We start from the raw sequence: 26,496 nt of genomic DNA, 5'->3' as shown, positions 1-26,496 counted from the left end.
TCCCCGCCCGAAAGTTGACCCCGCCCATGGAAAAACCGCAGTCACGTTACGGAGGCGCCTACTGGGAGGAACGCTCCGACCTGATCTACTACAGGGTCGTGGAATACCTCGTTCGGTGCGTGGGGGCGAAGGCGACCTCGATCATCGATGTCGGAACCGGGAAGTGCCCCTACCTCGAATGGTTCCACTGGATCGAGAAGAAGACCTCGATCGACATCATCGCGCCCTACGCGTCCGAGACGGTCGAGGCGATCTACGGCAACATCCTGACGACGGAACTGCCGCAGAAATTCGACCTGTGCCTGTGTCTCCAGGTGCTGGAGCATGTTCAGGATCCGGCCCCCTTCGCCCGGCGGCTGACCGAGCTCGGGAAGCGGGTGATCGTCTCGGTGCCCTATAACTGGCCGCCTGGGCAGACCCCGGGCCATGTCCAGGACCCCGTGGATCTGGATCTCCTGTCCCAATGGTTCGGCCGTCGCCCGAATTATCACATCATCGTGCAGGAGCCGCTGCGGACCAAGAAGCACGAGAGGCTCATCGCCATCTATGATGCTGATCCCAAGCGGCGTTTCGGCGGGACCGAGATACAGTCCCGCATCATGCCCCTCGCGAAGGCCTGATCACGGGGGCGCGGGTTGCGGCGCGCCAGGGCCCAGCCGCCATGCCGGCCGCCTGTCCGGGGCGACCTTGGGAGGCTGGCCCAGGATAGGGCGCGATGGCGAGCCGCGAGAGGCGGCGGTCCAGGTCACCCTGGGCTGCATGGGCCGCGTCGCCTGGCCTCCATGATGTTCGCCCGGCCCGCGAATGTCGCCGCGCGAAGCGGGTTTCACGGGCAGCGTGTTTGTCCTAATCTTTAATTCCAGGTCACGAAGAGCCATTCGGCTCCATCCAGCGGCATCGGGCAAAATGACGACCTCGAATCCAGCCACCGAAAGCAATACTTTCCACACGCTTCCGCCCATCCCGAGTGAAATGTTCGGCAAGACGCCGCCGCTCAAGATTAACGATGCCTGGAGTTTTTTATCCAAGGACAGCCGAAATCTTGAAGCGGTCCAGTTTCTGGAACCTCAGGATGAAAATGACCTCCTTCTGCTTGAAAAGAGAGTCACGCAGACCTCCTTCAACCTGACATGCCGAATTCCTAATGAATCCCTGATCGCAGGCAGCACGATCGAGATCAATTTCAACTATAGCCATGATCGCGGCGCGATCGTCGAATACATTTCCGTCATTCACATCAAGCCGAACGGGCAAGGCGCCTCGCTTGAAAAGCTGGTGAATACTGCGCGGAACATGTCACGGACACGCGTGGCCGGCCGGTGCGTCTTGCGTATCCCGCCCAGCGTGGAAGGAAGGTTCATCGTCGTCATCCGCTTCAAGAATACGGAGGGGCGCCTCACCCTGCACAACATCCGGATCAAGGGCCTGACGGGAGAATTCCTGCCTCTCGCGCCCCCGCCGGAAACCATCAGCTATGAAGACCCGGATATCGCGACGTCAGAATCAAATCGGGCCTTTGCCTTCGATCTGGACCAGATCCTCCGCTCCGACGACATTTCCTACCTCAACGGCGTGTTCAACCAGCTCTACATCGAACGCGACTGCACCCGCCTGCAGCAGGTCATCCGCACCATCGAAGCCTCGGGCGACCCGGCCCTGAAGTCGAGCACCGTGGCTGCCTATGCGCTGCTGAACTACGCCCGGTGCATGCTGGACCTGAACGCGGCGGAGACGGCCTATCACGCCATGTCGGAGCTGCTGAACTCGGAACAGCTCGTCCAGCACCTGCTGGATCACGACTGCCGCCGGGCCATGAAGATCCTGGCAAGGTCCTGCGCGCGGAGCGGGCGCATCGCCGAGGCCGAGACGATCTATTTCGACATCATCACGCAACACCCGCTCGACTGGGAACCCTACTACCAGCTCGGCATCATCTCATCGAACCGCAACAGCCAAGAAAGCTTGGCCTACCTGACGATTGCGGAGGCGAAGAGCACCAACCTGCCCGCATCAGCGACGGTCTTCATTGCCGAGACGCACCTGACCGCTGGCTCCATCAAGGACGCATCGCAGCGCATCGCCACGCTGCTCAAGGAAAATCCCGATTATTTCGAGTCGTATCTCGCATACGCCAACATCTTCCTGGAATGCGGGCTGCGGGTGCTGCGCGACAACTTTGTGGGCAAGTTCTTCGAGGCATCAACCAAGTCGAAGATCCCCCTGCGTTTTTCAGGCGACCACCCCCATGGCCTGGTCTTCCCCCAGGCGGCGCCACCGCGGACGGAAGCGAGCGAAGGCCCGCTCGTCACCGTCATCATGACCAGTTTCAACTCCTCGGCGACGCTGGAACACGCGATTTCATCCGTCCTGCAGCAGACGCACCGCAACCTCCGGCTTGTCGTCGTGGACGACGCCAGCACGGATCACTCGCCGGACATCATCCGGAAATTCGCCGGCCAGGACCCCCGCGTGGTTGGCCTGTTCAATACCGTCAATGCCGGGACCTATTGCTCGAAGAACCACGCGATCCGTGAGTTCGAATCCGATTTCTACACATTCCATGATTCCGACGACTGGATGCATCCGTATCGCCTCGCGACCCACCTGGAAGAAGCCAAGAATGACGGCGTCGCGCTGACCACCTCGCAATGGATCCGCGTCAGCCGCGACGGCAAGGTCGTGGTCCGCCGGTTCGGCGGCTATGTGCACGAGAACCCGGCCTCCATCTTCGTCCACGCCAGCGTGTTCCAGCGCGTGGGGTTTTTCGACTCGGTCCGGACCGGCGCGGATTCGGAGTTCTGCTGGCGTGTCCGCCGGGTCTATGGCCATGGCGCGGTCCAGCAGCTCCAGGCCTCGCTCGCCATCGGGCTGCAGCATGACGCATCCTTGACCACTTCCGGCCCCGCCGCCTTTGACGAGCACCGCTTCTCGCCGCTGCGCCTCAAATACTGGGAAAGCTGGGTGAAGTGGCACCAGGAGATGATGACCGACCGGCTGCACGAGCTGCACATCCCCTTCCCCCTGTTGGAGCGTCCGTTCCCCGCCGCCGACTGAGCGCCCGGCGAGGATCCGGGCCGCGCCCTCCCGGCCATGGCGGCTGCGGTCCGCGACGGGCTGATCCGCGCCACCGCATCTGGCGGCGCCGCCGCGCCTCGCGCAGAATGGGCCTTGACCGCCCCCTGCCGCGCGGCGGTTTCCGCGGCGGGGACCTCGAAGGAAGATCGCTGGGCCGAACCCGGCAGGGAGCAAAGTCATGAACACGCAACACCGCAAGCGCCTGCCCGGCACCGAGCTGGACTTCTTCGATGCCCGCGCCGCCGTCGAGGCCATCGCCCCGGGCGCCTATGACACCCTGCCCTACACCTCGCGCGTGCTGGCCGAGAACCTGGTCCGCCGTTGCGCGCCGGCCCTGCTGCCCGAAGCGCTGGGCCAGCTCATCCACCGCAAGCGCGACATTGATTTCCCCTGGTTCCCCGCCCGCGTCGTCTGCCACGACATCCTGGGCCAGACGGCGCTGGTGGACCTGGCCGGCCTGCGCGACGCCATCGCCGAGAAGGGCGGAGACCCCGCCAAGGTGAACCCGGTCGTGCCCGTCCAGCTCATCGTGGACCACTCGCTGGCCGTCGAGCATGCGGGCTTCGAGAAGGACGCCTTCGCCAAGAACCGCGCCATCGAGGACCGCCGCAACGAGGACCGCTTCCACTTCATCGAATGGACGCGCCACGCCTTCGAGAACATGGAGATCGTGCCCCCCGGCAACGGCATCATGCACCAGATCAACCTGGAGCGGATGTCGCCCGTCATCTACACGCTGGACGGCGTGGCCTTCCCCGACACGCTGGTGGGGACCGACAGCCACACGCCGCATGTGGATGCGCTGGGCGTCATCGCCATCGGCGTGGGCGGGCTCGAGGCCGAGAATGTGATGCTCGGCCGCGCCTCCTGGATGCGCCTGCCGGACATCGTGGGCGTGGAGCTGACCGGCAAGGCCGCCCCCGGCATCACGGCCACCGACATCGTGCTGACGCTGACCGAATTCCTCCGCAAGGAGCGCGTCGTCGGCGCCTGGCTCGAATTCCACGGCGAAGGCGCGACCAGCCTGACGCTGGGCGACCGCGCCACCATCTCCAACATGGCCCCCGAATATGGCGCGACGGCCGCCATGTTCTCCATTGACCAGCAGACCATCGACTACCTCCGCCTGACCGGCCGCGAGGAGGCGCAGATCCGCCTGGTCGAGACCTACGCGAAGACGACCGGCCTTTGGTCGGACCAGCTGGCGCGCGCGCAATATGAGCGCGTGCTGCGCTTCGACCTCTCGACCGTGGTGCGCACCATGGCCGGCCCGTCCAACCCGCATCGCCGCCTGCCCGTCTCCGACCTCGCGGCGCGCGGCATTGCCGGGCCGGTGGTGCAGGAGGGCAGCCTGATGCCCGATGGCGCGGTCATCATCGCGGCCATCACCAGCTGCACCAACACCTCCAACCCGCGCAACGTCATCGCGGCGGGGTTGCTCGCGCGCAACGCGAACCGCGCGGGGCTCACGCGCAAGCCCTGGGTGAAGTCCTCGCTGGCGCCGGGCTCGCGCGCGGTCGCGCTCTACCTGGATGAGGCCGGGCTGACCTCGGAGCTGGAGGCGCTGGGCTTCGGCGTCGTCGCCTTCGCCTGCACCACCTGCAACGGCATGTCCGGCGCGCTCGATCCGAAGATCCAGCAGGAGATCATCGAGCGCGACCTCTATGCGACGGCTGTGCTCTCCGGGAACCGCAATTTCGACGGGCGCATCCACCCCTATGCGAAGCAGGCCTTCCTCGCCTCGCCGCCGCTCGTCGTCGCCTATGCCATCGCCGGCACCATCCGCTTCGACATCGAGCGTGACGTGCTGGGCCTGGATGCTTCGGGCCAGGAAATCCGCCTGAAGGACATCTGGCCCTCCGACGCGGAGATCGATGCCGTGGTCGCCGCCGCCGTGAAGCCCGAGATGTTCCGCAAGGTCTATGCGCCCATGTTCGGCAACCAGGGTGCGCGCAAGAAGGTCAGCCCGCTCTATGACTGGCGGCCCCAGAGCACCTATATCCGCCGCCCGCCCTATTGGGAGGGTGCGCTCGCCGGCGAACGCACGCTGACCGGCATGCGCCCGCTGGCGCTGCTGGGCGACAACATCACGACGGACCATCTCTCGCCGTCGAACGCCATCCTCCCGGACAGCGCGGCGGGCGAGTATCTCGCGCGGATGGGCCTGCCGGAGGAGGACTTCAACTCCTACGCCACCCATCGCGGCGACCATCTGACGGCGCAGCGCGCCACCTTCGCCAACCCCACCTTGCTGAACGAGATGGCGCGCCACGAGGATGGCAGCATCCGCAAGGGCTCGCTCGCGCGCGTCGAGCCCGAGGGCCAGGTGATGCGCATGTGGGAGGCGATCGAGACCTACATGGAGCGCCGCCAGCCGCTCATCATCGTGGCCGGTGCCGATTACGGGCAGGGCTCGTCGCGCGACTGGGCGGCGAAGGGCGTGCGCCTCGCGGGTGTGGAGGCCATCGTGGCCGAGGGCTTCGAGCGCATCCACCGCACCAACCTCATCGGCATGGGCGTGCTGCCGCTGGAATTCCAGCCCGGCACCAACCGCCTGACGCTCGGCCTCGACGGCACCGAGACCTATGACGTGGCGGGTGCCCGCACCCCGCGCGCCACGCTCACGCTCGTCATCCACCGCAAGGATGGCAGCGTGACCGAAGTCCCCGTCACCTGCCGCCTCGATACGGCGGAGGAGGTCTCGATCTACGAGGCGGGCGGCGTGCTGCAACGTTTCGCGCAAGATTTCCTCGAGGCCGAAGGCCCGGCGCGGCAAGCGAGCTGACCCGAACCACCGAACCATCGCGCAGGACGCACCCATGGCCCACGCACCCCAGATCCGTATCCCCGCCACCTACATGCGGGGCGGCACCAGCAAGGGCGTCTTCTTCGTGCTGCAGGACCTGCCCGAAGTCGCGCAGCAGCCCGGCCCCGCGCGGGACCGGCTGCTGATGCGCGTCATCGGCAGCCCCGACCCCTATGGCAAGCAGACCGACGGCATGGGTGCGGCCACGTCGAGCACCAGCAAGTCGGTAATCCTGAGCCGCAGCACGCGGCCGGATCACGATGTTGACTACCTCTTCGGCCAGGTCTCCATCGACAAGCCCTTCGTGGATTGGAGCGGCAACTGCGGCAACCTCACCGCCGCCGTCGGCCCCTTCGCCATCCGCAACGGTCTGATCGACCCGGCCCGCGTGCCGCGGGACGGCATCGCCATCGTCCGCATCTGGCAGGCGAATATCGGCAAGACCATCATCTCCCATGTGCCGATGACGGCGGGCGAGGTGCAGGAGACCGGCGATTTCGAGCTGGACGGCGTCACCTTCCCGGCGGCCGAGGTGCGGCTCGAATTCATGGACCCGGCGGATGACGCCGATGGCGGCTCGATGTTCCCGACCGGCCAGCTGGTGGACGTGCTGGAGGTGCCCGGCATCGGCAGCTTCCAGGCGACCATGATCAATTCCGGCATCCCCACCATCTTCCTGAATGCCGAGGCGTTGGGCTTCACGGGCACCGAGCTGCAGGACGACATCAATGGCGACCCCGCGCTGCTCGCGAAGCTCGAGACCATCCGCGCGCATGGCGCGCTGCGCATGGGGCTGATCAAGTCCGTCGAGGAGGCGGCCGGCCGCCAGCACACGCCCAAGGTCGCCTGGGTCGCGCCGCCGAGGGACTACACCGCCTCCAGCGGCAAGAAGATCGGCGCCGGCGACGTGGACCTGCTGGTGCGCGCCATGTCCATGGGCAAGCTGCACCACGCGATGATGGGGACCGCCTCGGTCGCGATCGCGACGGCCGGCTGCGTGCCCGGAACGCTGGTGAACCTGGCCGCCGGCGGGGGCGATCGCGAGGCGGTGCGCTTCGGCCACCCCTCGGGCACGCTGCGTGTCGGCTCCAAGGCGCAGCTGGTGGATGGGCAATGGACCGTGACCAAGGCGATCATGAGCCGCAGCGCGCGGGTGCTCATGGAAGGCCGGGTGCACGTTCCCTTCAGCGGGTGACACGCGGCGCCGCTGGATCCAGCGCGGCGCGATGCGCCTCTTAGCTCAGTGCGGCGGGATGCGCCTCTTAGGTTAGTGCGGCGCGATGCGCCTCTTAGGTTAGTGCGGCGCGATGCGCCGACGCACCATCCGCACCTGGCCCGTCACGCCGCAATCCTTGGCACGGGCCAGCTGCGCCTCCGCCGCAGCGCGCGAGGGCAGCGGGTCCGAGATCACGACGTAGAAGCCGGACGCCAGCCCCTCATAGAAATTGCTGTCCTCGGCAGCGACCTGGATGCCGCAGGCGATCAGCCGGCGCATGGTGGCGAGGTCCGCCTGGTTGCGCGTCGAGCTGTAGAGATTGTGCGGCTGCAGCCCGCCGCCCTGCGCGCCGGCGAGGCCCGCGGGCAGTGAGAGCGCAAGCGCCAGGATCAGGCGTCGCATGATGTGTCCTCCTCGGGGGCCGGTCTGCGTGCCGGCTCAGCTTGTTGCCACCGGGCGGCGCACGGCGGAGATCTTCTGGTTCATATAGACGCCGGCCAGCACCGGCGCATGCCTGGGCGCCTCGCCCGCCGGCACCGTGCCGGGCAGCGCCTCGACCGGCGCATCGTAGTTCGGGTGGCAGAAGAAGCCGAGCGAGAGGCGCGGCTTGGCCCAGCCCTCCCCTTCCGGATTCACCACGCGGTGCACGGTGCTGACCCAGCGCTCATTGGTCCATTGCTGCATCAGGTCGCCGATGTTGATGACATAGGCGCCGGGCGGCGGCTCGACCGGCGCGAAGCTGCCGTCGGGCCGCTGCACCTCGAGTCCCATGCCACCCTCGGCCGGCGGCATCAGGATGGTGAGGCTGCCAAAGTCGCTATGCGCGCCGGCACGCAGCTGCCCCGGCGCCGCGGGCGTCGTCCGCGCGCCGTAATGCAGCGCATGGAGCGCGGCGAAGTGATTGTCGATCTTGTCGTCGAAGAAGCCGACCGGCAGACCGAGCCCCACGGCGAAGGCGCGCATGATCTCGGTGGAGAGCCGCTCCATCTCGCGGAAATAGGCGGTGAAGGCGGGCCGCAGCCCGGCGGGCCGCCCGGGCCAGAGATTGGGCTGGTAGAAGGGCCTGGCCTCGGGGATGTCGGCATATTGGGTGCCATCCGCCTCGGGCCGCCCCATCGAGAAGAGCGAGCGCATGTCGGGCGGCGTCTCGACGCCGCGCGAGCGGGCGAGCGTGTTGGTCTCGGGCGGCGTATAGCCGCGCAGCATGGTGCCCGGCGGCGGGCGGACGGCGAGCTTCTCCGCCTCCGGCAGGTCAAAGAAGGCATGGGATTCCCGGCGGACCTCGGCGATCAGGTCGGGCGACACGCCATGCCCCTCGACGATCAGGAAGCCGATCTCGCGGCAGGCCGCATCCACCTTGCGCCCGAGTGCCGTGATGGCGGCGGCGTCCGTGCCGCGGATCGGGCTCAGGTCAATCACGGGTACGGCACTCATGCGCTGTCTCCTGCGGTGGCGGCGATGAAGGCGGCGAAGCCGCCATCGGGCGGGCCCTGCGCCTCGGCGCCCCCCGAGACCAGCACGGCGCCATGGCCGGTCACGGCGCCCAGCATCGCGCCATAGGCGGCGCGCGCATGGCGATGCATGGCCACGTCATTGTCGAGGTGCATGGCGTGCGGCAGGCCGCGGATCAGCCCGTCCCGCGGCGCATCGCCCTTGGAGATCACCGCCAGCACGCGCGCGGCGTCCCGGGGTGCCAGCTGCGGCGCGGCGACGAGGCCGAGCCGCGCGAGGATGGCGGCCGCCCCCGGTGAATCCAGCGGGTCTTCGAGGATTCCGCTCGCGATCGCCGCGCGCGCATCACCGCCCGGGCCGTTCGCCAGCAGCAGCACCTGCTGCGCCGGCCCGTCATGCCGCGCCACCACGAAGGCGCCATGCGCGAAGCTGTCCGGATCGTCGAGCGCGATGGCCCCGATCTGCCCGAGTGCCAGGGCCACGCCCTGCGCCGCCGCCACGCGCACCCGCACGTCATGTCCCGCGCGTTCGGCTTGGGCGGGGGCGCGCACCAGCACGAGCCCCACCTGCGCGGGGTCGGTCAGGCCGAGGCCCGCCACGGCCGCGCGCACCATGGCGGCCGTCGCCATCGCGTGCAGCACGGTCCCCTGGTCGGCCGGCGCCACCAGCGCGCGCTCCACCGCCGCCAGCAGCCCCTGTCCTGCCGGCCGCCCGCGTGACCAGATGACGAGATGCGGCGAGACCGCGCCCTCCGCCCCGCCCGAGACGAGGATGGGCACGCGCTCGGCCACCGCCTGCTCCGTGAGGCCGAGCCGCCGGCCGATGGAGAGCCGCAGCAGCAGGTCCACCCAGGGCTTGGTGAAGTCGTTGCGCAGGCCGTTGCCGCGTGTCTTGCACCAGACGGAGATGATCTCCGCCGGGTCCAGGCGGCCATCCTCCAGCATCGCCTCGAAGGCGCCGAGGTCGTCGGGGGCCGCCATGGGCAGGCGGATGGGGAAGACGGCGGTCATGCGGGCCTCTCTGCCTGCATCCTGTCACCCTTGGCCGGGCGCTGAGAAGCATGCGCCGGGCGGAAACACTTTGTCGCCAGACAGCGGAATGGCGCGATGCTATGCAGACTGCATGACTCCAGCCGCCGCCCATGCCGCGATCCGGTTCGGCCTCGGAGCCCGGCCCGGGGCGCCTGTCCCGGATGACCCGCGGGCGTGGCTCCTGGCGCAGGTCCGGCCGCTCGACGCCATCGAGGGCCCGAGCCTCGACGACATCCGCGTCATCCTGAACGAGACCGACCGCCAGGGCTCCGCCCGCCTGCGGAACAGCCTCGCCGAGGCGGATAGCCGCGCCTGGGCCACCCGCATGCTGACGACGGACGCCCCCTTCGCCGAGCGCTGGTGCGAGTTCTGGAGCAACCATTTCGCCATCAGCCGGCGCGGCGGCATCCTGATCGGCTTCTCCGGCCATTTCCATCAGACGGCGATCCGCTCGCATGTCTTCGGCCGCTTCGAGGACCTGCTGCTGGCCGCCTACCAGCACCCGGCCATGCTCGCCTATCTCGACCAGTCCGCCTCCATCGGGCCGCGCAGCCGCGCCGGGCAGCGGCGCAACCGCGGCCTGAACGAGAACCTGGCGCGGGAATGCCTGGAGCTGCACAGCGTCACCCCGGCGGCGGGCTACACCCAGGCCGACGTCACCGCCCTCGCCCAGGTGCTCACCGGCTGGTCCATCGGCCGCGGGGCCGGCGCGGGGGAATCGGCCGGCGCCGTGTTCCGGCCGGACGCGCATGAGCCCGGGCCGAAGACCGTGCTCGGGCAGGAATTCCCCGAGGGCAAGGAGGGCGGCGTGCTGGCGCTGCGCTTCCTCGCGCGGCACCCCTCCACGCATCGCGCCCTGGCGCAGAAGCTCGCCCGGCATTTCATCGCCGACGACCCGCCCCCCGCGGCGGTCGCCCGGCTGGAGGCGGCGCTGCGCGATACGCAGGGCGATCTCTCCGCGGCCGCGCGGGCCGTGATCGCCGAGCCCGCCGCCTGGCAGCCGCTCACCAAGATCCGCTCGGCGCAGGACTACGCGATCGCCGTCCTGCGCGGCCTGGGCGAGCCGGCGCAGTCCGCCCCCGCCCTGCTCACCACGCTGGCCCGGCTCAACCAGCGGCTCTGGACGCCGCCCGCGCCGATCGGCTGGCCCGACGAGGCGGGGGCCTGGGCGGCGCCGGAACAGCTCATGCGGCGGGTGGACTGGGCCAATGAGCTCTCCGCCCGGGCCGAACTCGGCCAGCGCCTGCCGCTCGCCCAGATGGTCGAGGCCTTCCTCGGCCCCCTCGCCCGGGCCGAGACGGTGACGGCGGCGCGCCGCGCGGGCTCCCTGCAGGAGGCCGTGCTGCTGGTCCTCGCCAGTCCCGAGGCGCAACGTCGATGACCAGCGGGGAGTCCTGCCCATGATCTTGCGACGTCGTTCCTTCCTGCTCGGCCTCGCCGGCGCCGTCACGCTCGGCCGTTCGCGCCTCGCCGTCGCCGCCGGGCCGGCCAGTGATCGCCGCCTCGTCGTCGTGCTGCTGCGCGGCGCGCTCGACGGCCTCTCCGCGGTGCAGCCCTATGGCGATGCCGACCTCGCGGCGCTGCGCGGCCCGCTCGCCCTGCCCGAACCGGGGCAGGAGGGCGGCGTGCTCGACCTCGGCGGCCATTACGGGCTGCACCCGGCCCTGCCGCATCTGCACGCGCTCTACCGGCAGGACCAGGCGCTGATGCTGCATGCGGTGGCCGGCCCCTGGCGCAGCCGCAGCCATTTCCAGGCGCAGGACTTCATGGAGATGGGCGCGACCCGCCGCCTGCCCGATGGCTGGCTGAACCGCGCGCTGGCCGCACAGCTCGCGACGGCGGAGGGCGTGCGGCGTGGCCTGGCCGCCGGGCTCAACGTGCCGCTGCTGCTGCGCGGTGCCGTGCGCGTCGGCAGCTACGCCCCGGTCGGCCGCACCCAGGCCGAGCCGGAGATCCTGGCCCGCCTCGCCGAATGGCACGGCGAGGACCCGGTGCTCGGCGCGCCCTTCGCCGAGGGGCTGCGCGCGCGCGGCTTCACCGCCGCCATCCTGGCCGGCCAGGAGCCGGCGCCGCCGCGCACCCATCCCTTCGTCGCCCTGACCGGCGCGGCCGGCCGCCTGCTCGCGGCCGAGCGCGGGCCGCGCGTCGCCGCCCTCGAGCTGGGCGGCTGGGACACGCATGCGGGGCAGGCGGCGCGGCTGCTGGGCCCGCTCGGCGCGCTCGATGCCGGCATGGCGGCGCTCCAGGCCAGTCTCGGGCCCGCCTGGGCCGAGACCGCCGTGCTGGTGCTGACCGAGTTCGGTCGCACCGCGCGCATCAACGGCACCGCCGGCACGGACCACGGCACGGGCGGCGTCGCCTTCGTGCTGGGCGGCGCCGTCCGCGGCGGCCGCGTCATCGCCGACTGGCCGGGCCTGGCGCAGGGCCGGCTCTTCGAGAACCGGGACCTGATGCCGACGCTGGACCAGCGGCGCATCGCCAAGGGCCTGCTGGCGCAGCATCTGGGTCTCAGCCCCGCCGCCCTCGCCCATGCCTTCCCCGACAGCGAGGATGCGCCGCCGCTGCGCGGCCTGCTGCGCGCGGAGAGCTGAACGCGCCTCAGCGCGGGCCAACCTGGCGCGCCTCAGCGCGGGCCAACCTGGCGCGCCTCAGCGCGCGGGCGCACCCGCCGCGACCCAGGCGATGATCTTCGCGCGCTCCGCGTCGGTCAGCTCCGTCACATTCCCGGGCGGCATCGCCTCGGTCTGCACCTGCTGGCGCGTCGCCGCCGCCCAGCGGCGGATCTGCGCGGGGTTGTCCAGCAGCACGCCCTTGGGGGCCGCGGCGATCCCCTCGAAGCTCGGCCGCGCGGCGTGGCAGGCGGCGCAGCGGCTGGCCATGATCGCCTGAACCTCCTCGAAGGCCGGCACCTCGGCGCCCGCGAAGCGCGGATCCGGCCGCGGCGCCACCAGCAGGGCCAGCAGGCCCAGCGCCACCACGCCCCCCACCGGCAGCGCCCAGTTGGAGCGGCCCGAATGGCGCAGCACGAAGAACTGCCGGATCAGCGCGCCCGCGACGAAGATCAGGATCAGCACCAGCCAGTTGAACCGGTGCTGATAGAGCATCGGGTAATGCGGGCTGATCATCAGCAGCAGCACGGGCAGCGTGAGGTAGGTGTTGTGCACGCTGCGCTGCATGCCGCGCTGGCCATGGATCGGGTCCGGCGCCTCACCCGCCTCGATGGACTTCACCATCTTCTTCTGGCCGGGGATGATCACCATCGCGACGTTGGCCACCATGATGGTGCCGGTGATGGCGCCGATCAGCAGGAAGGCGCCGCGCCCGGAGAAGATGTGCGTCGCGATCAGCGCCAGCACGACCAGGAGGCCGGAGCCCGCCAGCAGCAGGCGCCGCTCATCCGGGATGCGCCGGCACAGCCTGTCGTAGCCGACCCAGCCCGCCACGATCATCGCCAGCGAAACCAGGATCGCGAGCCAGACGGGCATGTCGAGCACCTGGGGATCGATCAGGTAGGTGCTCGCCTGCCCCCAATAGATCAGCACGAAGAGCGCGAAGCCGCTCATCCAGGTCCAATAGGCTTCCCACTTGAACCAGTGCAGCGTGGTGGGCATCGCCTCGGGCGCGCCCTTGTATTTGCGCTTGTAGTAGAAGCCGCCGCCATGCAGTGACCATTGCTCGCCGCGGACCAGCGGGTTGCCGTCCTTCGGTGGCTCCAGGCTGTTGTCGAGGGCGATGAAGTAGAAGCTCGCCCCGATCCAGGCGATGCCGGTGATGATGTGCAGCCAGCGCAGCAGCAGGTTCGCCCATTCCATCACATAGGCGGCATCGAGTTCCATCAGCTGCCCCGGTAGCTGGTGTAGCCGAAGGGCGAGACGAGCAGCGGCACATGGTAATGCGCGTCAGTCGCGAGGCCGAAGCTCAGCGTCACCTCATCCAGGAAGGGCGGCTCGGGCAGCGCGACACCCTGGGCGCGGAAATAGGCGGCGACCTGATAGACCAGCTGGTAGCGGCCGGGCCGGTAGCTGGCCTCGGGCAGGAGTTCGCCGGGGGCCCGGCCATCGGCGGTGGTGACGCCCTCGGCCAGCTTCACCCGCGCCTCGCCTTCCAGCCGGTAGAGGGTGAAACCCATGCCGGCGCCGGGCCGGCCGTGGGCGGTGTCGAGGACGTGGGTGGAAAGCCGGCTCATCGGGGCACCTCGTGTTGCACTGCGAAAACTGCCGCGTGGCCCATCCGCTGGCAAGGATTCATGCGGCGACCAGCCGCATCGCGACCACCTCCCGCCGGCTGCGGATGATCATCCAGAGCAGGTCCGGCTCCGCCGTGTCCCAGGCGATGGCCTGGCCCTCCGCCTCGATCGGCAGCGTGGCCACCCGCTCCAGCCGCGTGCCCATGCGCGGCAGGCGCAGGGCGTAGACCTCCTTGTGGTCATGCCCGGTGCACCAGAGCAGCGGGCCGGGATGACCCGGCAGGCCGGGCCCCCAGGAGGCGCCCGAGATGCTCATCGGTTCCGCCCGCGTCAGCACATCCGCCGGGAAGGACCAGCCGGCGGTCTGCCGCATGTCGGGGGCAAGGCGCGTCAGATGCGTCCAATGCGTGTGCCCATAGGGGCGCTGGTTGCGGCCGAAGACGCGGGAGTAATTGGCCCAGACCGCCCAGGCATGCCCGCCATTCCATTCGAAGGTGGTCAGGCTGCCCGGCATCAGCCCGAAGGAATGATTGCCGAGATGGGCGAGGTTCGCCGGGTCGAAGATCTCGACGGAGGACAGCATCGGCTCCTCCGGATAGTTGGAATGGGCCGCCAGCAGCCGCCCGTCATGCAAGGAGAGGCTGTTCATGTGGATGATCGGCCCCTCGCGCGGGGTCTCGAAGCGCGCCACCTCGCGGAAGCCCTGCTTCGTGAATTTCACGATCAGCCGGTCATCCACGACATAGACATGGTCGCGATCCGCGCAGACGCCCTGGCGGGCGGCTTGCGTGTTGAAGCGGTGCACCGGCTCGAAGCGCGGCCCCTGTTGGGCGCGCAGGAGGGAGGGTGCGGCGAGAAGCGGCGCGGCGAGCGCCAGGCGACGGGTCCACATGGCGCGAGCCTGACCCCCGCCCCGGCCCCGATCAAGGGGAGAGGGCGCCGCCAAGCATGCCAGACCATAGGGGGCCGCGCTTGATCCCCCGCGCCCGGGGCCGTAATGCGCTCCCCCATGCCCGATACCGTCGCCCCGAACCTCGTCGCCGCCGTCAGCGAGGCGCGCCAATGGCAACGCCTGATGGAGATGGGGGAGCTTGGCGGCTTCCGGGACGCCGATGGCCACTGGGGCGTGAACCGCGCCTGCCTGACCGACAATGACCGCAAGTCCCGCCGCCTGCTGATCCGCTGGGCGGCGGAAGCGGGCCTCACCGCCAGCATCGACCAGCTGGGCAACCTCTTCCTGCGGCATGAGGGCACGGACCCGACACTGGCCCCGGTCCTGACCGGCTCCCACATGGACAGCCAGCCCGCCGGCGGCCGCTTCGACGGCATCTGGGGCGTCATCGCCGGGCTCGAGGCCGTGCAGGCCCTGCGCGAGGCAGGCGTTTCCACGAAGCGCCCCATCGAGGTCGTGGCCTGGACCAATGAGGAAGGCGGCCGCTACGCGCCGGGCTGCATGGGCAGCATGGCCTATGCCGGCTACCGCCCGCCCGAGACCTGGGACGCCGTGCTGGACAAGGAGGGCATCCCCTTCGGCCAGGCGCTCGCCGAACACCTGAAGAGCGAGGCCGATATCCCCCGCCGCCCCCTCGGCGTCGTGGAAGGCACCGCGCCCTTCGCCTATGTCGAGGCGCATATCGAGCAGGGGCCGACGCTGGAGAGCCAGGATGCCGATATCGGCATCGTCACCGGCATCCAGGGCAGCCGCTGGTTCCTGGTCGAGATCACCGGCAAGTCCGACCATGCCGGCACCACGCCGGTCGGCCTGCGAAAGGACGCCGTGCAGGACATGGTGCGCGCCATCAACGCGCTGAACACCCTGATGCATGACCCGACGGACACGCTGCGCTTCACCGTCGCCTCGATCGAGGTGCTGCCCAATTCCTCGAACTCGGTCGCGCAGACCGTCCGCTTCACCATTGATCTGCGCCACCCGGACAACAGCATCCTCCAGCCGCGCGGCAATGCGATCGAGGGCGTGGTGCAATCCGCGATGCGCTACTGCACCGCGAAGGTGATCGAGCGCTTCCACGCCACGCCGACGGTCTTCCACCCGATGGTGCCGAACGCGGTGGAGGCGGCGGCCCGCGCCCAGGGGCTGCGTGCCATCCGCCTGCCCTCCGGCGCCTTCCACGACGCGCAGTTCATGCACCCGCTCTGCCCGACGGGGATGATCTTCGTGCCCTGCCGGGGCGGCGTCTCGCACCACCCCTCCGAATACTCCGAGCCCTCCGAACTGGCCGCCGGCGCGCGCGTGCTGGCCCAGGTGCTCAACGACCTCGCGAATTCCTGATCCATGCCCTTCCAGACCAGCGGTGCCCCCATGAGCGACCAGCTTTCCCTGCCGAAGGAGCGCATCCGCGCCCTGCTGCTCGAGAACATCTCCGAGACCGCGGTCGAGCTGCTGGGGCAGGAGGGCTACACCAATGTCGCCCGCGAGAAGAAGGCGCTGGAAGGCCAGGCGCTGGTGGATGCCGTGCGCGGCGTCCACATGCTCGGCATCCGCAGCCGCACCACCATCACGGAGGAGGTGCTGGCCAATGCCGACCGGCTGATGAGCATCGGCTGCTTCTGCATCGGCACCAACCAGGTGGACCTGGATGCGGCGCGCCAGCGCGGCATCCCGGTCTTCAACGCGCCCTTCAGCAACACGCGCTCCGTCGCCGAACTCACCCTGGGTGAGATCGTCATGCTGCTGCGCGGCATCTTCCCCAAGTCCAACGCCGCGCATCGCGGCGAGTGGGACAAGTCGGCCGATGGCTACCGCGAGGTGCGCGGCCGCACGCTGGGCATCGTGGGCTATGGCAATATCGGCAGCCAGCTCTCGGTCCTGGCCGAGGCCTTCGGCATGCGCGTGATCTATTTCGACACGGCGGCCAAGCTGCCGCATGGCAATGCCAGCCGCTGCGCCTCCCTGGACGAGCTGCTGCACTGGTCCGACATCGTGACGCTGCATTTGCCCGAGACGCCGGCCACCATGAACATGATCGGCGCAGAGCAGATCGCGAAGATGAAGGCCGGCGCCTTCCTCATCAACAATGCGCGCGGCACGCTGGTGGATGTGGAGGCGCTGGCCACGGCACTCCGCTCCGGCCACCTCGCCGGCGCCGCCCTCGACGTCTTCCCCGAGGAGCCCAAGCGCAATGGCGACCCCTTCGTCTCGCCGCTGCAGGGGATCGAGAATGTGATCCTCTCCCCGCATATCGGCGGCAGCACGGAGGAGGCACAGTCGCGCATCGGCGAGGAAGTCGCGCGCAAGCTCGCCGATTACTCCGACACGGGCAGCACCGAGGGCGCGGTGAACTTCCCGCAGGTGGCGCTGCCCGCACGCCCCACCGGCACGCGCTTCATGCATGTGCATCGCAACGCGCCGGGCGTGCTGGGCAATGTGAACCAGGTGTTTGCCAAGCGCGGCGTGAACATCGCGGGCCAGTATCTGCAGACGGATGGCGAGATCGGCTACGTCGTGGTGGATGCGGGCGCGACGCGCGATGGCGATGCGATCCTGGCGGAGCTGCGTGCCCTGCCCCACACCATCCGCGCGCGGCTGCTCTACGAGCGGGAATAGCCGTCACCTCACGGCATGGCGAGGCGGACGGAGCGCGGCATGTTGGGCCGCCCGCCCGCGATGGCGAAGACCTGGATGAAGGCGCGGCCTTTCTCGCGCCACCAGCGCCGGAACCGGCCTGGGTCAGGATGTTCGAATTCGCGCTGGAACAGGCCCACCAGGGTTTTGGACAAATCGGGATCGGCCACCAGCCAGGGCGGTCCAGGCAGGGCCTCGAGAAGGTTCAATCGCCGCGCCAGCACGATGATGCCGAGCCCGACCAGTTTCGCGGCCCGCCTGGCGCCGCGGAAGATCACGCGGCGAAGCTGCTGCAGCGGGTGGCGCGGCCCGAGATCGTGCAGGGCTTCCAGCAGGTGCTCCCAGAGCCCGCCATGCGTCAGCCGCCGGAAATGCCGCGCCACTGTGCCATGGGCGCCATAGCGTTCGGGCAGCTCCCGCCAGGGGGCGTCGGTGGAAAGCAGGAAGAGGATGGCGTTCATCCGCTCGCGCAGGTCGGCCGTCTTGCGGCCGGCGGGGCTGGTCTTCTGCGCCAGGACATAGGGCCGCAGGGCATCCCACTGGCGGTCGGAGAGGGCGGTGAAGGGGACGCGCTGCTTCATGCCAGGAATTTAGTCCTGAATGCCGCCAAAAAGCAAGGAATTTGCGTAATAGTTCAGCCCATACAATGACTTGAAGCCCCTCCCCGCCTGGCCCGGCGCCGCTATGATGCGCCATGACCGAACCGACGATCACCCGCGCCACCGAAGCCGATCTCCCCTTCGTCATGGCGACCGAACGGCGGGAGGGCTATGGCGCGCTCGTCGGCCGCTGGGAGGAATCGCGGCACCGGGCGGCGCTGCGGGACGGCCGGCACGCCTATTTCATCGGCCATGCGGGCGCCGACCCCATCGGCTTCGCCATCCTGCGCGACTGGGCCTCGGAGGAGCGGGTCACGCTCATCAAGCGCATCGCCGTCCGCGATCCCGGCCAGGGATGGGGCCGGCGCTTCCTCGCCCGCGTGGTCGAGGCCGCCTTCCACGAGACTCCGGCGCATCGGCTCTGGCTGGGCGTCTTCCCCGAGAATCTGCGCGCCCGCCGCGCCTATGAGGCCGCCGGCTTCGTGGCGGAGGGGGTGGCGCGCGGCAGCGCCTTCTTCGGCGGCATCCACCGGGATGAACTCATCATGGCGATCCTGCGGCCGGACTGGGAGGCAGCCCGGGGCGTGCATCCCGCCGCCTGATATGATCTGATCGCCGCCGGCCCCACACCCCACGAGGGGGCCTCGCATCGCCAGGGAGGCGCGCATGGCCGAGACGCTGCATCGCCGGGACGTCATGGGCCTCGGCCTCGCCGCCGCCACGCTGCCGGCCGGCGCGGCCCGGGCCCAGGCCGCGGACGCCGGCACCCTCTACGCCAATGGCTGGATCCTCACGATGGAGGGCGATGCCCCCGCCCATGTGGAGGCCGTGGCCGTGCGGGACGGGCGGATCGTTTTCGCCGGCCCCCGCGCACAGGCCGAGGCGGCCCTGCCGGGGGCGCGCGCGGTGGACCTCGAGGGCCGCACCATGCTGCCCGGCTTCATCGACACCTGGGGGCATTTCCTGCTCTTCGCGCAGCAGACGCTGGGCGTGAACCTCGCCTATTTCGCCGACGACCCGCCCCGCACCAAGGCCGATGTCATCCGCCTGCTGCGCGCCACACCGCCCTTCAACGGCTGGATCATGGGCTATGGCTATTCCGAGGCCCTGCTCGCGGACGGCCCGCCCACGCTGGCCGATCTCGACGCCGCCTTCCCCGATACGCCGGTGCTGATCGGCACGCTCTCCACCCTCACCGGCAAGGCCAACAGCGCGGGCCTGGCGCGCCTCGGCCTCACGGCCACCACGCCGGCGGCCCAGCCCGGCATGATCGTGAAGGACCCCGCGACCGGCCGCCTGACGGGCGACCTGCTCTTCACGCCCTATCTCCAGGCCCGGGCCGCGGCGCTGGGCACCTACCCGCAGGCCCAGGCCTTCCAGACCTTCCGCGCGGCCGAGGCGCTGCTGGCCCGCCAGGGCTACACCACGGTGCAGAGCTACCAGCTCGTCCCCGGCGACATGGCGACGCTGTCGGCCGCCTTCGACCAGGGCGTGCTCTCGCTCGACGTGATGGGCCTGCCCGCGATCTCCGACGCCGCCTCGGGCCGGATGGTGCAGCAGAATGACTGGCGCTGGGGCCGCTACAGCCATGGCGACCGCGGCCTGAAGGTGCCCGGCTACCAGGTCGTCACCGATGCCGCGCCGCAGCTGCGCCTGGCCGCCTTCACCGAGCCCTATGCGGACACGCGCGGCTTCCCCGATGGCTGGAAGGGCGCGCTGTTGCCACGCGAGATGGTCGAGCAATGGGTGACCTACGCCTATGCCAACGACATCCAGCTCTTCGCCTACAGCAATGGCGATGCGGGGATCGACCTCAGCCTCTCCGCCATCGAGAAGGCCATCGCGGCCACGGGCAAGACGGGCGACCGCCGCAGCCTCATCGCCCATTCCTACTTCGCCCGGCCCGACCAGCTGGCGCGCTACCGGCAGCTCGACATTGGCGCCTCGATGATGCCGGCGCACCTCACCGTCTATGGCGACCAGCAGCTCGGCCTGCTCGGGCCCGCGCGCGCCAACCGGGAGGCGCCGATGGCGACGGCGCTTTCGCTCGGCGTGCGGACGACGCTGCATTGCGACTATCCCTCGGCCTCGCCCAACGTCATGGCCACGATCTGGTCCGCCGTGACGCGCACCACGCTGACCGGCCGGGTGATGGGACCGGAGGAGTGCCTCACCCCCTATGCCGCGCTGCAGGGTTTCACCAGCAAGGCCGCCTACAACTACCGGGAGGAGGGGCTGAAGGGCACGATCACCGCGGGCAAGATCGCCGATCTCGTGATCCTGGACGGCAATCCGCTCACGGTCGCGCCGGGGGCGATCAAGGACATCCAGGTGGTGGAGACGATCAAGCGGGGCCGGACGCTCTACCGCCGCGGGTGAGGCCGCCGGGGCGCGATCCCCTGGTGTTCCGGGGCACCGGCGGGCGATGGCTGGGGGACCTGGATTCGAACCAAGACTGTCCGAGTCAGAGTCGGAAGTTCTACCGTTAAACTATCCCCCAAGCGCCAACGCTCGGCTGGCGGCGTCCTAACACCGCATTTCGCACTTGCCAAGCGCACATACCGCTTGCGATGACAGCCCTGCTTCACGATCATGACAGCACCGCCCCCCGCAGGACCCGTCATCCCCCGATGAGTGCCCTCCTTCCCCGCCACGGCCCCCACGGCTCGCCGTCTGGCCCGCCCCCCGCGCTTTTCGCGGCGCTGGATCTCGGCACCAACAATTGCCGCCTGCTGATCGGCGCGCCCACCCGCCAGGGCTTCCGCGTGGTGGACAGCTTCTCCCGCATCGTTCGCCTGGGCGAGGGCCTGGCCGGCACCGGCGCCCTTTCGGATGCGGCGATGGAGCGCACCATCTCCGCGCTGTCCGCCTGCGCCGAGCGCCTGCACCGCCGCCCCGTCCGCCGCCTTGCCGCCGTCGCCACCGAGGCCTGCCGCCGCGCCGCCAATGGCCCGGCCTTCCTGGCCCGCGCCGCCCGGGAAACCGGCCTCAGCCCCCGCATCATCTCGCCGCGCGAGGAGGCGGAGCTGGCGATGGAAAGCTGCGCCCCCCTGCTGGAGCCGGGGGACCGCCGCGCCATCCTCTTCGACATCGGCGGCGGCAGCACCGAGATCGCCTGGATCCGCACCGGCCCCCGGCCGGAACTCATCGGCTACATCTCGATTCCCTGCGGCGTCGTGACACTGGCCGAGCGCGAGGGGGGCGATTGCTTCTCGACGCACGGATTCGCCTCGGTGGTGGAGGACATCCACGCCCGCCTCGCCGATTTCGACCGGCTGCACTGCATCGGGCAGGAAATCCGGGCGGGCGGCGTGCGCCTCATCGGCACCTCGGGCACGGTCACCACCCTGGCCGGCGTCGTCATGGCGCTGCCCAAGTATCGCCGCCAGCTGGTGGACGGCACACGGCTGAACGCCGAGGCCGCGGATGCCGCGCTCGAGCAGCTCTTCGCCATGGGGCGCAAGGGCCTCGCCGCGCATCCCTGCGTCGGGCCCGAGCGGGCCGATTTCGTGCTGCCGGGCTGCGCCGTCTATGCCGCCATCCGCCAGCTCTGGCCGCTTGGCGAACTCACCGTCGCCGATCGCGGCCTGCGCGAGGGCATGCTGATGCGCCTGATGCGCGGGGACCGCTTCCCGGGCCGGTAGGCCGGCCGGCGGAACTGCTCTAAACCGCGCCCATGGCCAAACCGCCGAGCAAGCCCGGGGCCGGCCCCCGCGGCACCCATGTCAACGTCAAGACCGCCCGCAGCCGCAGCAATGCGAGCCAGCGCTGGCTGCTGCGGCAATTGAACGACCCCTATGTGAAGAAGGCCCAGGCCGCCGGCTATCGCTCCCGCGCCGCCTTCAAGCTGATCGAGCTGGATGAGCGCTTCAAGCTGCTCAAGCCGGGCCAGCGCGTGGTGGACCTCGGCGCCGCCCCGGGCGGCTGGAGCCAGGTGGCGCTGCGGGCCCTGGGCGAGCGCGGCCAGGTCGTCGCACTCGACCTCCTGCCCATGGACACGCTGGCGGGCGCGAAGATCCTGCAGGGCGATTTCCAGGACGACGCGACCGAGGCCGCGGTGCTGGAGGCGCTGGGCGGCCAGGCCGACCTCGTGCTCTCCGACATGGCGCCCAACACCACGGGCCATGGTCCGACGGACCATCTGCGGATCATGGACCTCGCCTCCCTGGCGCTCGATTTCGCGGTGAAGGTGCTGGCCCCGGGCGGCGGCTTCGTGGCCAAGGTGTTCCAGGGCGGCAGCGAGAAGGCGATGCTGGAGCGCCTGCGCCGCCATTTCACCGAGGTGCGCCACGCGAAGCCACCGGCCAGCCGCAAGGAAAGCAGCGAGCTCTACGTGGTGGCGACGGGCTTCCGCGCCTGAGGGGCGACAGGAAAACACATGGCACCTTCCCGGATTCCCATGCTGGACGCCGGGCCCGCCTCCGGTTAAGCCACCTCGCCAAGGTCGAGTGACCGCCCCCGAAAGGCCCCGCCATGGCAGCTTCCGATTTCGCCGAACCCATCCGCATCGCCGAGGCCTACGCCTTCGACGACGTGCTGATGCTCCCGGCCTACTCCACCATCCTGCCGGGCCAGACCGACACGCGCACGCGCCTGACGCGCGAGATCTCGCTGCACATCCCGCTCGTCGCCGCCGCCATGGACACGGTGACCGAGGCGCCGATGTCCATCGCCATGGCCCAGCGCGGCGGCATCGGCGTCATCCACAAGAACATGTCCCCCACCGACCAGGCCGAGCAGATCCGCCAGGTGAAGCGCTTCGAGAGCGGCATGGTGGTGAACCCCGTCATGGTGAACCCCGAGCAGACGCTGGCCGATGTGATGGAGCTGAAGGCCCGTCACCGCATCTCGGGCTTCCCGGTGGTCGAGCCCGGCACGAATCGGCTGGTCGGCATCATCACCAACCGCGACCTGCGCTTCGCGACCGACCCCAAGCAGCGCGTCTATGAGCTGATGACGCGCGAAAACCTCGTCACCGCGCCGCAGAACGTGACGGCCGAGCAGGCGCGCACCCTGCTGCACAAGCGCCGCCTGGAGAAGCTCCTGGTGGTGGATGATGCGGGCCGCTGCGTCGGCCTCATCACGGTCAAGGACATGGACAAGTCCGAGGCGCACCCCAATGCGGTGAAGGACGGCATGGGCCGCCTGCGCGCCGCCGCCGCGACCGGCGTGGGCGATGACGGGCTGAAGCGCGCCGAGGCGCTGGTGGCGGCCGAGGCCGATGTGATCGTGGTGGATACGGCGCATGGCCATTCGGGCGGCGTGCTGGCGGCGATCGAGCGCATCAAGCGCCTCTCCAACACCGTGCAGATCATCGCGGGCAATGTCGCGACCCCCGAGGGCGCGCTGGCGCTGATCGAGGCGGGTGCGGATGCGGTGAAGATCGGCATCGGCCCCGGCTCCATCTGCACGACGCGCATCGTGGCCGGCGTCGGCGTGCCGCAGCTGACCGCCGTGATGGAATGCTCGGCCGCGGCGCGCGAGCGCGGCGTGCCCTGCATCGCCGATGGCGGCATCCGCAATTCGGGCGACATCGCCAAGGCGCTGGCGGGCGGCGCCGAATGCGTGATGATGGGCAGCATGTTCGCCGGCACCGACGAGGCGCCGGGCGAGGTGTTTCTCTACCAGGGCCGCTCCTACAAATCCTACCGCGGCATGGGTAGCCTCGGCGCCATGGCGCAGGGCAGCGCCGACCGCTACTTCCAGGCCGATGTGAGCGACCAGCTGAAGCTGGTGCCCGAGGGCGTGGAAGGCCGCGTCGGCTACAAGGGCCCGGTCGGTCCCGTGATCCACCAGCTCGTCGGCGGCCTGCGCGCCGCCATGGGCTATACCGGCAGCGCCACCATCGCGGACCTGCAGAAGAATGCGCGCTTCCGCCGCATCACCAATGCGGGCCTGCGCGAGAGCCATGTGCATGACGTGGCGATCACCCGCGAAGCGCCGAACTACCGTACCGATGGGTGAGAGCTGGGCGCCGCCCGCCCGGCCGGAGCGTGAGATCGAGGCCGTCATCTTCGATGCCTATGGCACGCTGCTCGACGTGCATTCGGCCGTCGCGCGCCATGCCGCGCGCATCGGGCCGGAAGCCGCCGCCGTCTCGGCCGAGTGGCGCGCGAAGCAGCTCGAATATTCCTGGGTCCGCAGCCTGACCGGGCCGCAGCACCACCAGGATTTCTGGACCTGCACGGTGGATGCGCTGCGCTATGTCTGCGCCCGCTTCGGCCTGCGGGACGCGGCCCTGGTGCAGGACCTGCTCGATGCCTATCGCCGCCTCGACGCCTATCCCGAGGTGCCCGCCATGCTCGAGGCGCTGCGCGCGCAGGGCATGCGGACCGCCATACTCTCCAATGGCGCGCCCATGATGCTCTCGGACGCGACGCGCGCGGCCGGCATCTCGACGCAGCTCGACATGCTTCTCTCGGTCGAGGCGGTCGGCGTCTTCAAGCCCGATCGCCGCGTCTATGCGCTGGCCGAGCAGCGCCTGGGCCTGCCCGCGCATCGCATGGCCTTCGTCTCCGCCAATCCGTGGGACACCCAGGCGGCGCTGGCCGCGGGCTTCCGCGCGATCCGCGTCAACCGCACCCATGCGCCCGATGAATACGGGCTGGAGGCCGCCGGCGTGCCCAGCCTGACCAACCTCTCCCCGCTTCCCGGCCTCGTTTCGTGACGCCCGAGGGGCGGCTCTCCGCCGCGATCGACCTGCTGCACGCCGTGCTGGACCAGCCGCGCCGCCCGGCGGACGCGATCAGCGCCGATTTCTTCCGCGCCCGGCGCTACATCGGCGGCAGCGACCGCCGCGCCGTCTCCGACCTCGCCTGGGGCGTGCTGCGGCAGCGGCTGCGCCTCGAATGGTGGATCGCCGGGACGGGCGCGCGCCTCACGCCGCGCCTCCTGCTGCTGGCGCATCTCCTGCTCGCCGAGAAGCGCAAGCTGGCGGAGGCGGCGCGTCTGTTTGACGGCGGGCGCTATGCCGCGGGCCCGCTCGATGCGGGCGAGATGGGCGTGGGCGAGCAGCTCGTCGGCAAGCCGCTGATGGGCAAGGAGATGCCCGAGGGCGCGCGCCTCAACCTCCCCGAATGGGCGCTGCCCGGCCTCGCCGCCCGCTTCGGCGCGACGCTGGAGGCCGAGGCCCGCGCCATGGAGGCGACCGCGCCGCTCGACCTCCGGGTGAACCTGCTCAAATCCACGCGGCAGGCGGCGCAGGCGGCGCTGCGGGGCGAGGGCCTCGTCTCCGAGACCACGCCCTTCTCCCCCTGGGGCCTGCGCCTCGCCCACCGCACCCCCATCACCGGTAGCGCCGCCTACAAGGATGGCCTGATCGAGGTGCAGGACGAGGGCAGCCAGCTCATCGCCGCGCTCGTGGCCGCGCGCCCCGGCATGCGCGTCGTGGATTATTGCGCGGGCGCCGCGGGCAAGACGCTCGCCATGGCGGCCACCATGGGCAACCAGGGCCGCATCACCGCCTGCGATGTCTCGGTGCCGCGCCTCGAAGGGGCGAACAAGCGCCTGCGCCGCGCCGGCGTCCACAATGCCGAGACGCATCTGCTGGAGGCGGGCGACCGCTGGGTGAAGCGCCGCGCCGGCACCTTCGACCGCGTGCTGGTGGACGCGCCCTGCACCGGCACCGGCACCTGGCGCCGCAACCCCGATGCGCGCAGCCGGACCGGCCCCGAGGACCTGAGGGAATTGCTCGGGAAGCAACATGAAATTCTTGCAACTTCGGCACTTCTGGTGAAGCCTGGGGGTAGGCTTGTCTACGCGACATGCTCGCTGCTCCCGGAGGAGGACGAAGTGCAGGTTGAGGCGTTCCTGGCGGCCCATCCGGGCTTCCGACCCATCCCCCTGACGCAGGCCTGGGCCGAGGCCGGCCTGCCCGGCGCACCGCCCACCGATGCGCCGCATCTGCTGCTCTCGCCCGGCGCGCATGGCACGGATGGCTTCTTCTGCGCCGTCCTGGAAAAGGCGAGCTAGGCACCGCGGGCGATGGTCACCATCCGCCGTGCCCGGCCCGGTGATGCCGACGCCATGGCGCGCGTCCATCTCGCCGCCTGGCGCAGCACCTATGCCGGCATCCTGCCCGAAGCCTATCTCGCCGGCCTCTCCGCCGAGCGGGAGAGCCTCGACTATGAGCGCGGCATCCTGCAGCGGCGCGGCGGCCATGCGGGCTTCGTCGCCATCGCCGACGGGCATGAGGCGGCGGGCGACGGCGTGGTGGGCTTCATCACCGGCGGCCTCTCGCGCCGGCCGGGCATCGCCGAGGGCGAGGTGGAGACGCTCTACCTGCTGGATGATTTCCGCGACCGCGGCGTGGGCCGCCGGCTGATGCGCGCCATGGCCTCGCACCTCGCCTCGCTCGGCGCCGAATCCGCCTTTGCCTGGGTGCTGCAGGACAATCCCGCGCGCTGGTTCTACGCCCGCCTCGGCGCGAAGCTGTCCGCGCGGGAGGAATTCACCTTCGCCGGCCAGCGCACCACCCAGCTCGCCTATGCCTGGGAGCCGATCCACACCCTGCTGACCGCGACGGCGACCACCCGGCTGCCGCGCTGAA

General features: G+C 70.1%; 23 protein-coding genes and 1 tRNA gene. 16 read left to right on the top strand and 8 right to left on the bottom strand.

Annotation, left to right across the window (positions count from 1 at the left end; translation table 11 throughout):
- The first annotated feature begins 26 nt into the window (after positions 1 to 26).
- From R9Z33_RS08485 to prpF, 4 genes are all read left to right on the top strand, one after another.
- The gene (locus tag R9Z33_RS08485; protein ID WP_318650857.1) at positions 27 to 620 is read left to right on the top strand and encodes a class I SAM-dependent methyltransferase; all 594 of its coding nucleotides are present in this window, start codon (positions 27 to 29) and stop codon (positions 618 to 620) included.
- A gap of 352 nt (positions 621 to 972) precedes the next feature.
- Positions 973 to 3,054, top strand: a complete 2,082-nt coding sequence (locus R9Z33_RS08480; protein WP_318650856.1) for a glycosyltransferase — start codon at positions 973 to 975, stop codon at positions 3,052 to 3,054.
- 199 nt (positions 3,055 to 3,253) lie between these two features.
- Positions 3,254 to 5,860 carry a Fe/S-dependent 2-methylisocitrate dehydratase AcnD gene (gene acnD / locus R9Z33_RS08475; RefSeq protein ID WP_318650855.1) on the top strand — a complete coding sequence of 869 codons (2,607 nt, stop codon included), beginning with the start codon at positions 3,254 to 3,256 and terminating at the stop codon, positions 5,858 to 5,860.
- A gap of 34 nt (positions 5,861 to 5,894) precedes the next feature.
- Entirely contained in the window at positions 5,895 to 7,076 is a 1,182-nt protein-coding gene (prpF, locus tag R9Z33_RS08470; protein WP_318650854.1) for a 2-methylaconitate cis-trans isomerase PrpF, read from the top strand.
- A 99-nt stretch (positions 7,077 to 7,175) separates the two neighbouring features.
- Here the strand turns inward: prpF and R9Z33_RS08465 are convergent, their stop codons facing one another.
- Genes R9Z33_RS08465 through R9Z33_RS08455 form a run of 3 tightly spaced genes read right to left on the bottom strand, consistent with a single transcriptional unit; the run spans position 7,176 to position 9,559 of the window.
- Positions 7,176 to 7,499: a hypothetical protein gene (locus tag R9Z33_RS08465; RefSeq protein ID WP_318650853.1), complete on the bottom strand. Its 324-nt coding sequence runs from the start codon at positions 7,497 to 7,499 to the stop codon at positions 7,176 to 7,178.
- Positions 7,500 to 7,535: 36 nt separating this feature from the next.
- Positions 7,536 to 8,531, bottom strand: a complete 996-nt coding sequence (locus tag R9Z33_RS08460) for an isopenicillin N synthase family dioxygenase (RefSeq protein ID WP_318650852.1) — start codon at positions 8,529 to 8,531, stop codon at positions 7,536 to 7,538.
- On the bottom strand, positions 8,528 to 9,559 hold the full coding sequence (locus R9Z33_RS08455; RefSeq protein ID WP_318650851.1) for a ring-opening amidohydrolase: 1,032 nt from the start codon (positions 9,557 to 9,559) through the stop codon (positions 8,528 to 8,530). The genes R9Z33_RS08460 and R9Z33_RS08455 overlap by 4 nt, the downstream gene beginning before the upstream one ends.
- Positions 9,560 to 9,671: 112 nt before the next feature.
- Between R9Z33_RS08455 and R9Z33_RS08450 the strand changes: the two genes are divergently transcribed.
- Positions 9,672 to 10,961 carry a DUF1800 domain-containing protein gene (locus tag R9Z33_RS08450; RefSeq protein WP_318650850.1) on the top strand — a complete coding sequence of 430 codons (1,290 nt, stop codon included), beginning with the start codon at positions 9,672 to 9,674 and terminating at the stop codon, positions 10,959 to 10,961.
- Positions 10,962 to 10,980: 19 nt separating this feature from the next.
- Entirely contained in the window at positions 10,981 to 12,171 is a 1,191-nt protein-coding gene (locus R9Z33_RS08445) for a DUF1501 domain-containing protein (protein WP_318650849.1), read from the top strand.
- A gap of 57 nt (positions 12,172 to 12,228) precedes the next feature.
- Here the strand turns inward: R9Z33_RS08445 and R9Z33_RS08440 are convergent, their stop codons facing one another.
- The 3 genes from R9Z33_RS08440 to R9Z33_RS08430 are packed head-to-tail and all read right to left on the bottom strand — an operon-like array spanning position 12,229 to position 14,658.
- The gene (locus R9Z33_RS08440; protein WP_318650848.1) at positions 12,229 to 13,416 is read right to left on the bottom strand and encodes a urate hydroxylase PuuD; all 1,188 of its coding nucleotides are present in this window, start codon (positions 13,414 to 13,416) and stop codon (positions 12,229 to 12,231) included.
- Positions 13,416 to 13,766 carry a hydroxyisourate hydrolase gene (gene uraH, locus R9Z33_RS08435; protein ID WP_318650847.1) on the bottom strand — a complete coding sequence of 117 codons (351 nt, stop codon included), beginning with the start codon at positions 13,764 to 13,766 and terminating at the stop codon, positions 13,416 to 13,418. Before uraH ends, R9Z33_RS08440 begins: the two co-directional genes overlap by 1 nt.
- 58 nt (positions 13,767 to 13,824) lie before the next feature.
- Positions 13,825 to 14,658, bottom strand: a complete 834-nt coding sequence (locus R9Z33_RS08430; RefSeq protein WP_318650846.1) for a hypothetical protein — start codon at positions 14,656 to 14,658, stop codon at positions 13,825 to 13,827.
- Positions 14,659 to 14,775: 117 nt separating this feature from the next.
- On the opposite strand from R9Z33_RS08430, the gene R9Z33_RS08425 reads away from it, so the two are divergent.
- On the top strand, positions 14,776 to 16,056 hold the full coding sequence (locus R9Z33_RS08425) for a M20 family metallo-hydrolase (RefSeq protein ID WP_318650845.1): 1,281 nt from the start codon (positions 14,776 to 14,778) through the stop codon (positions 16,054 to 16,056).
- 3 nt (positions 16,057 to 16,059) lie between these two features.
- The gene (gene serA, locus R9Z33_RS08420; protein WP_404830665.1) at positions 16,060 to 17,331 is read left to right on the top strand and encodes a phosphoglycerate dehydrogenase; all 1,272 of its coding nucleotides are present in this window, start codon (positions 16,060 to 16,062) and stop codon (positions 17,329 to 17,331) included.
- 8 nt (positions 17,332 to 17,339) lie between these two features.
- Here serA and R9Z33_RS08415 read toward each other — a convergent pair whose 3' ends face one another.
- Positions 17,340 to 17,930, bottom strand: coding sequence for a transposase (locus tag R9Z33_RS08415; RefSeq protein ID WP_318650844.1), 591 nt, complete (start codon positions 17,928 to 17,930; stop codon positions 17,340 to 17,342).
- Between the two features lie 113 nt (positions 17,931 to 18,043).
- Here R9Z33_RS08415 and R9Z33_RS08410 point away from each other — a divergent pair, with 113 nt between their 5' ends.
- Together R9Z33_RS08410 and R9Z33_RS08405 are read left to right on the top strand one after the other, a co-directional pair.
- A complete protein-coding gene (locus R9Z33_RS08410) occupies positions 18,044 to 18,550 on the top strand; it encodes a GNAT family N-acetyltransferase (protein WP_318650843.1) in 507 nt (168 codons plus the stop codon).
- Positions 18,551 to 18,614: 64 nt separating this feature from the next.
- Complete coding sequence (locus tag R9Z33_RS08405) at positions 18,615 to 20,327, top strand: amidohydrolase (protein ID WP_318650842.1); 1,713 nt, start codon at positions 18,615 to 18,617, stop codon at positions 20,325 to 20,327.
- Between the two features lie 47 nt (positions 20,328 to 20,374).
- On the opposite strand, the gene R9Z33_RS08400 is transcribed toward R9Z33_RS08405, so the two are convergent.
- A tRNA-Gln gene (locus tag R9Z33_RS08400) sits at positions 20,375 to 20,448 on the bottom strand.
- A 130-nt stretch (positions 20,449 to 20,578) separates the two neighbouring features.
- Here R9Z33_RS08400 and R9Z33_RS08395 point away from each other — a divergent pair.
- The 6 genes from R9Z33_RS08395 to R9Z33_RS08370 all read left to right on the top strand — a co-directional run bounded on the left by R9Z33_RS08395 (position 20,579) and on the right by R9Z33_RS08370 (position 26,495).
- Positions 20,579 to 21,592, top strand: a complete 1,014-nt coding sequence (locus R9Z33_RS08395; protein ID WP_318650841.1) for a Ppx/GppA phosphatase family protein — start codon at positions 20,579 to 20,581, stop codon at positions 21,590 to 21,592.
- 32 nt (positions 21,593 to 21,624) lie between these two features.
- The gene (locus tag R9Z33_RS08390; protein ID WP_318650840.1) at positions 21,625 to 22,308 is read left to right on the top strand and encodes an RlmE family RNA methyltransferase; all 684 of its coding nucleotides are present in this window, start codon (positions 21,625 to 21,627) and stop codon (positions 22,306 to 22,308) included.
- Positions 22,309 to 22,421: 113 nt separating this feature from the next.
- The gene (gene guaB, locus R9Z33_RS08385) at positions 22,422 to 23,912 is read left to right on the top strand and encodes an IMP dehydrogenase (protein WP_318650839.1); all 1,491 of its coding nucleotides are present in this window, start codon (positions 22,422 to 22,424) and stop codon (positions 23,910 to 23,912) included.
- Positions 23,905 to 24,615 (top strand): haloacid dehalogenase type II, encoded by a 711-nt coding sequence (locus R9Z33_RS08380; protein ID WP_318650838.1) that lies wholly within the window; start codon positions 23,905 to 23,907, stop codon positions 24,613 to 24,615. The genes guaB and R9Z33_RS08380 overlap by 8 nt, the downstream gene beginning before the upstream one ends.
- Positions 24,612 to 25,919, top strand: coding sequence for an RsmB/NOP family class I SAM-dependent RNA methyltransferase (locus tag R9Z33_RS08375; protein WP_318650837.1), 1,308 nt, complete (start codon positions 24,612 to 24,614; stop codon positions 25,917 to 25,919). Before R9Z33_RS08380 ends, R9Z33_RS08375 begins: the two co-directional genes overlap by 4 nt.
- A 12-nt stretch (positions 25,920 to 25,931) precedes the next feature.
- Positions 25,932 to 26,495 carry a GNAT family N-acetyltransferase gene (locus R9Z33_RS08370; protein ID WP_318650836.1) on the top strand — a complete coding sequence of 188 codons (564 nt, stop codon included), beginning with the start codon at positions 25,932 to 25,934 and terminating at the stop codon, positions 26,493 to 26,495.
- Position 26,496 lies beyond the last annotated feature (1 nt).

This window comes from Sediminicoccus rosea, from assembly GCF_033547095.1.
Lineage (GTDB): Bacteria > Pseudomonadota > Alphaproteobacteria > Acetobacterales > Acetobacteraceae > Roseococcus > Roseococcus rosea.
The sequence above is the reverse complement of the archived record's forward strand: the minus strand, read 5'-3'. Positions and strand labels throughout refer to the sequence as shown.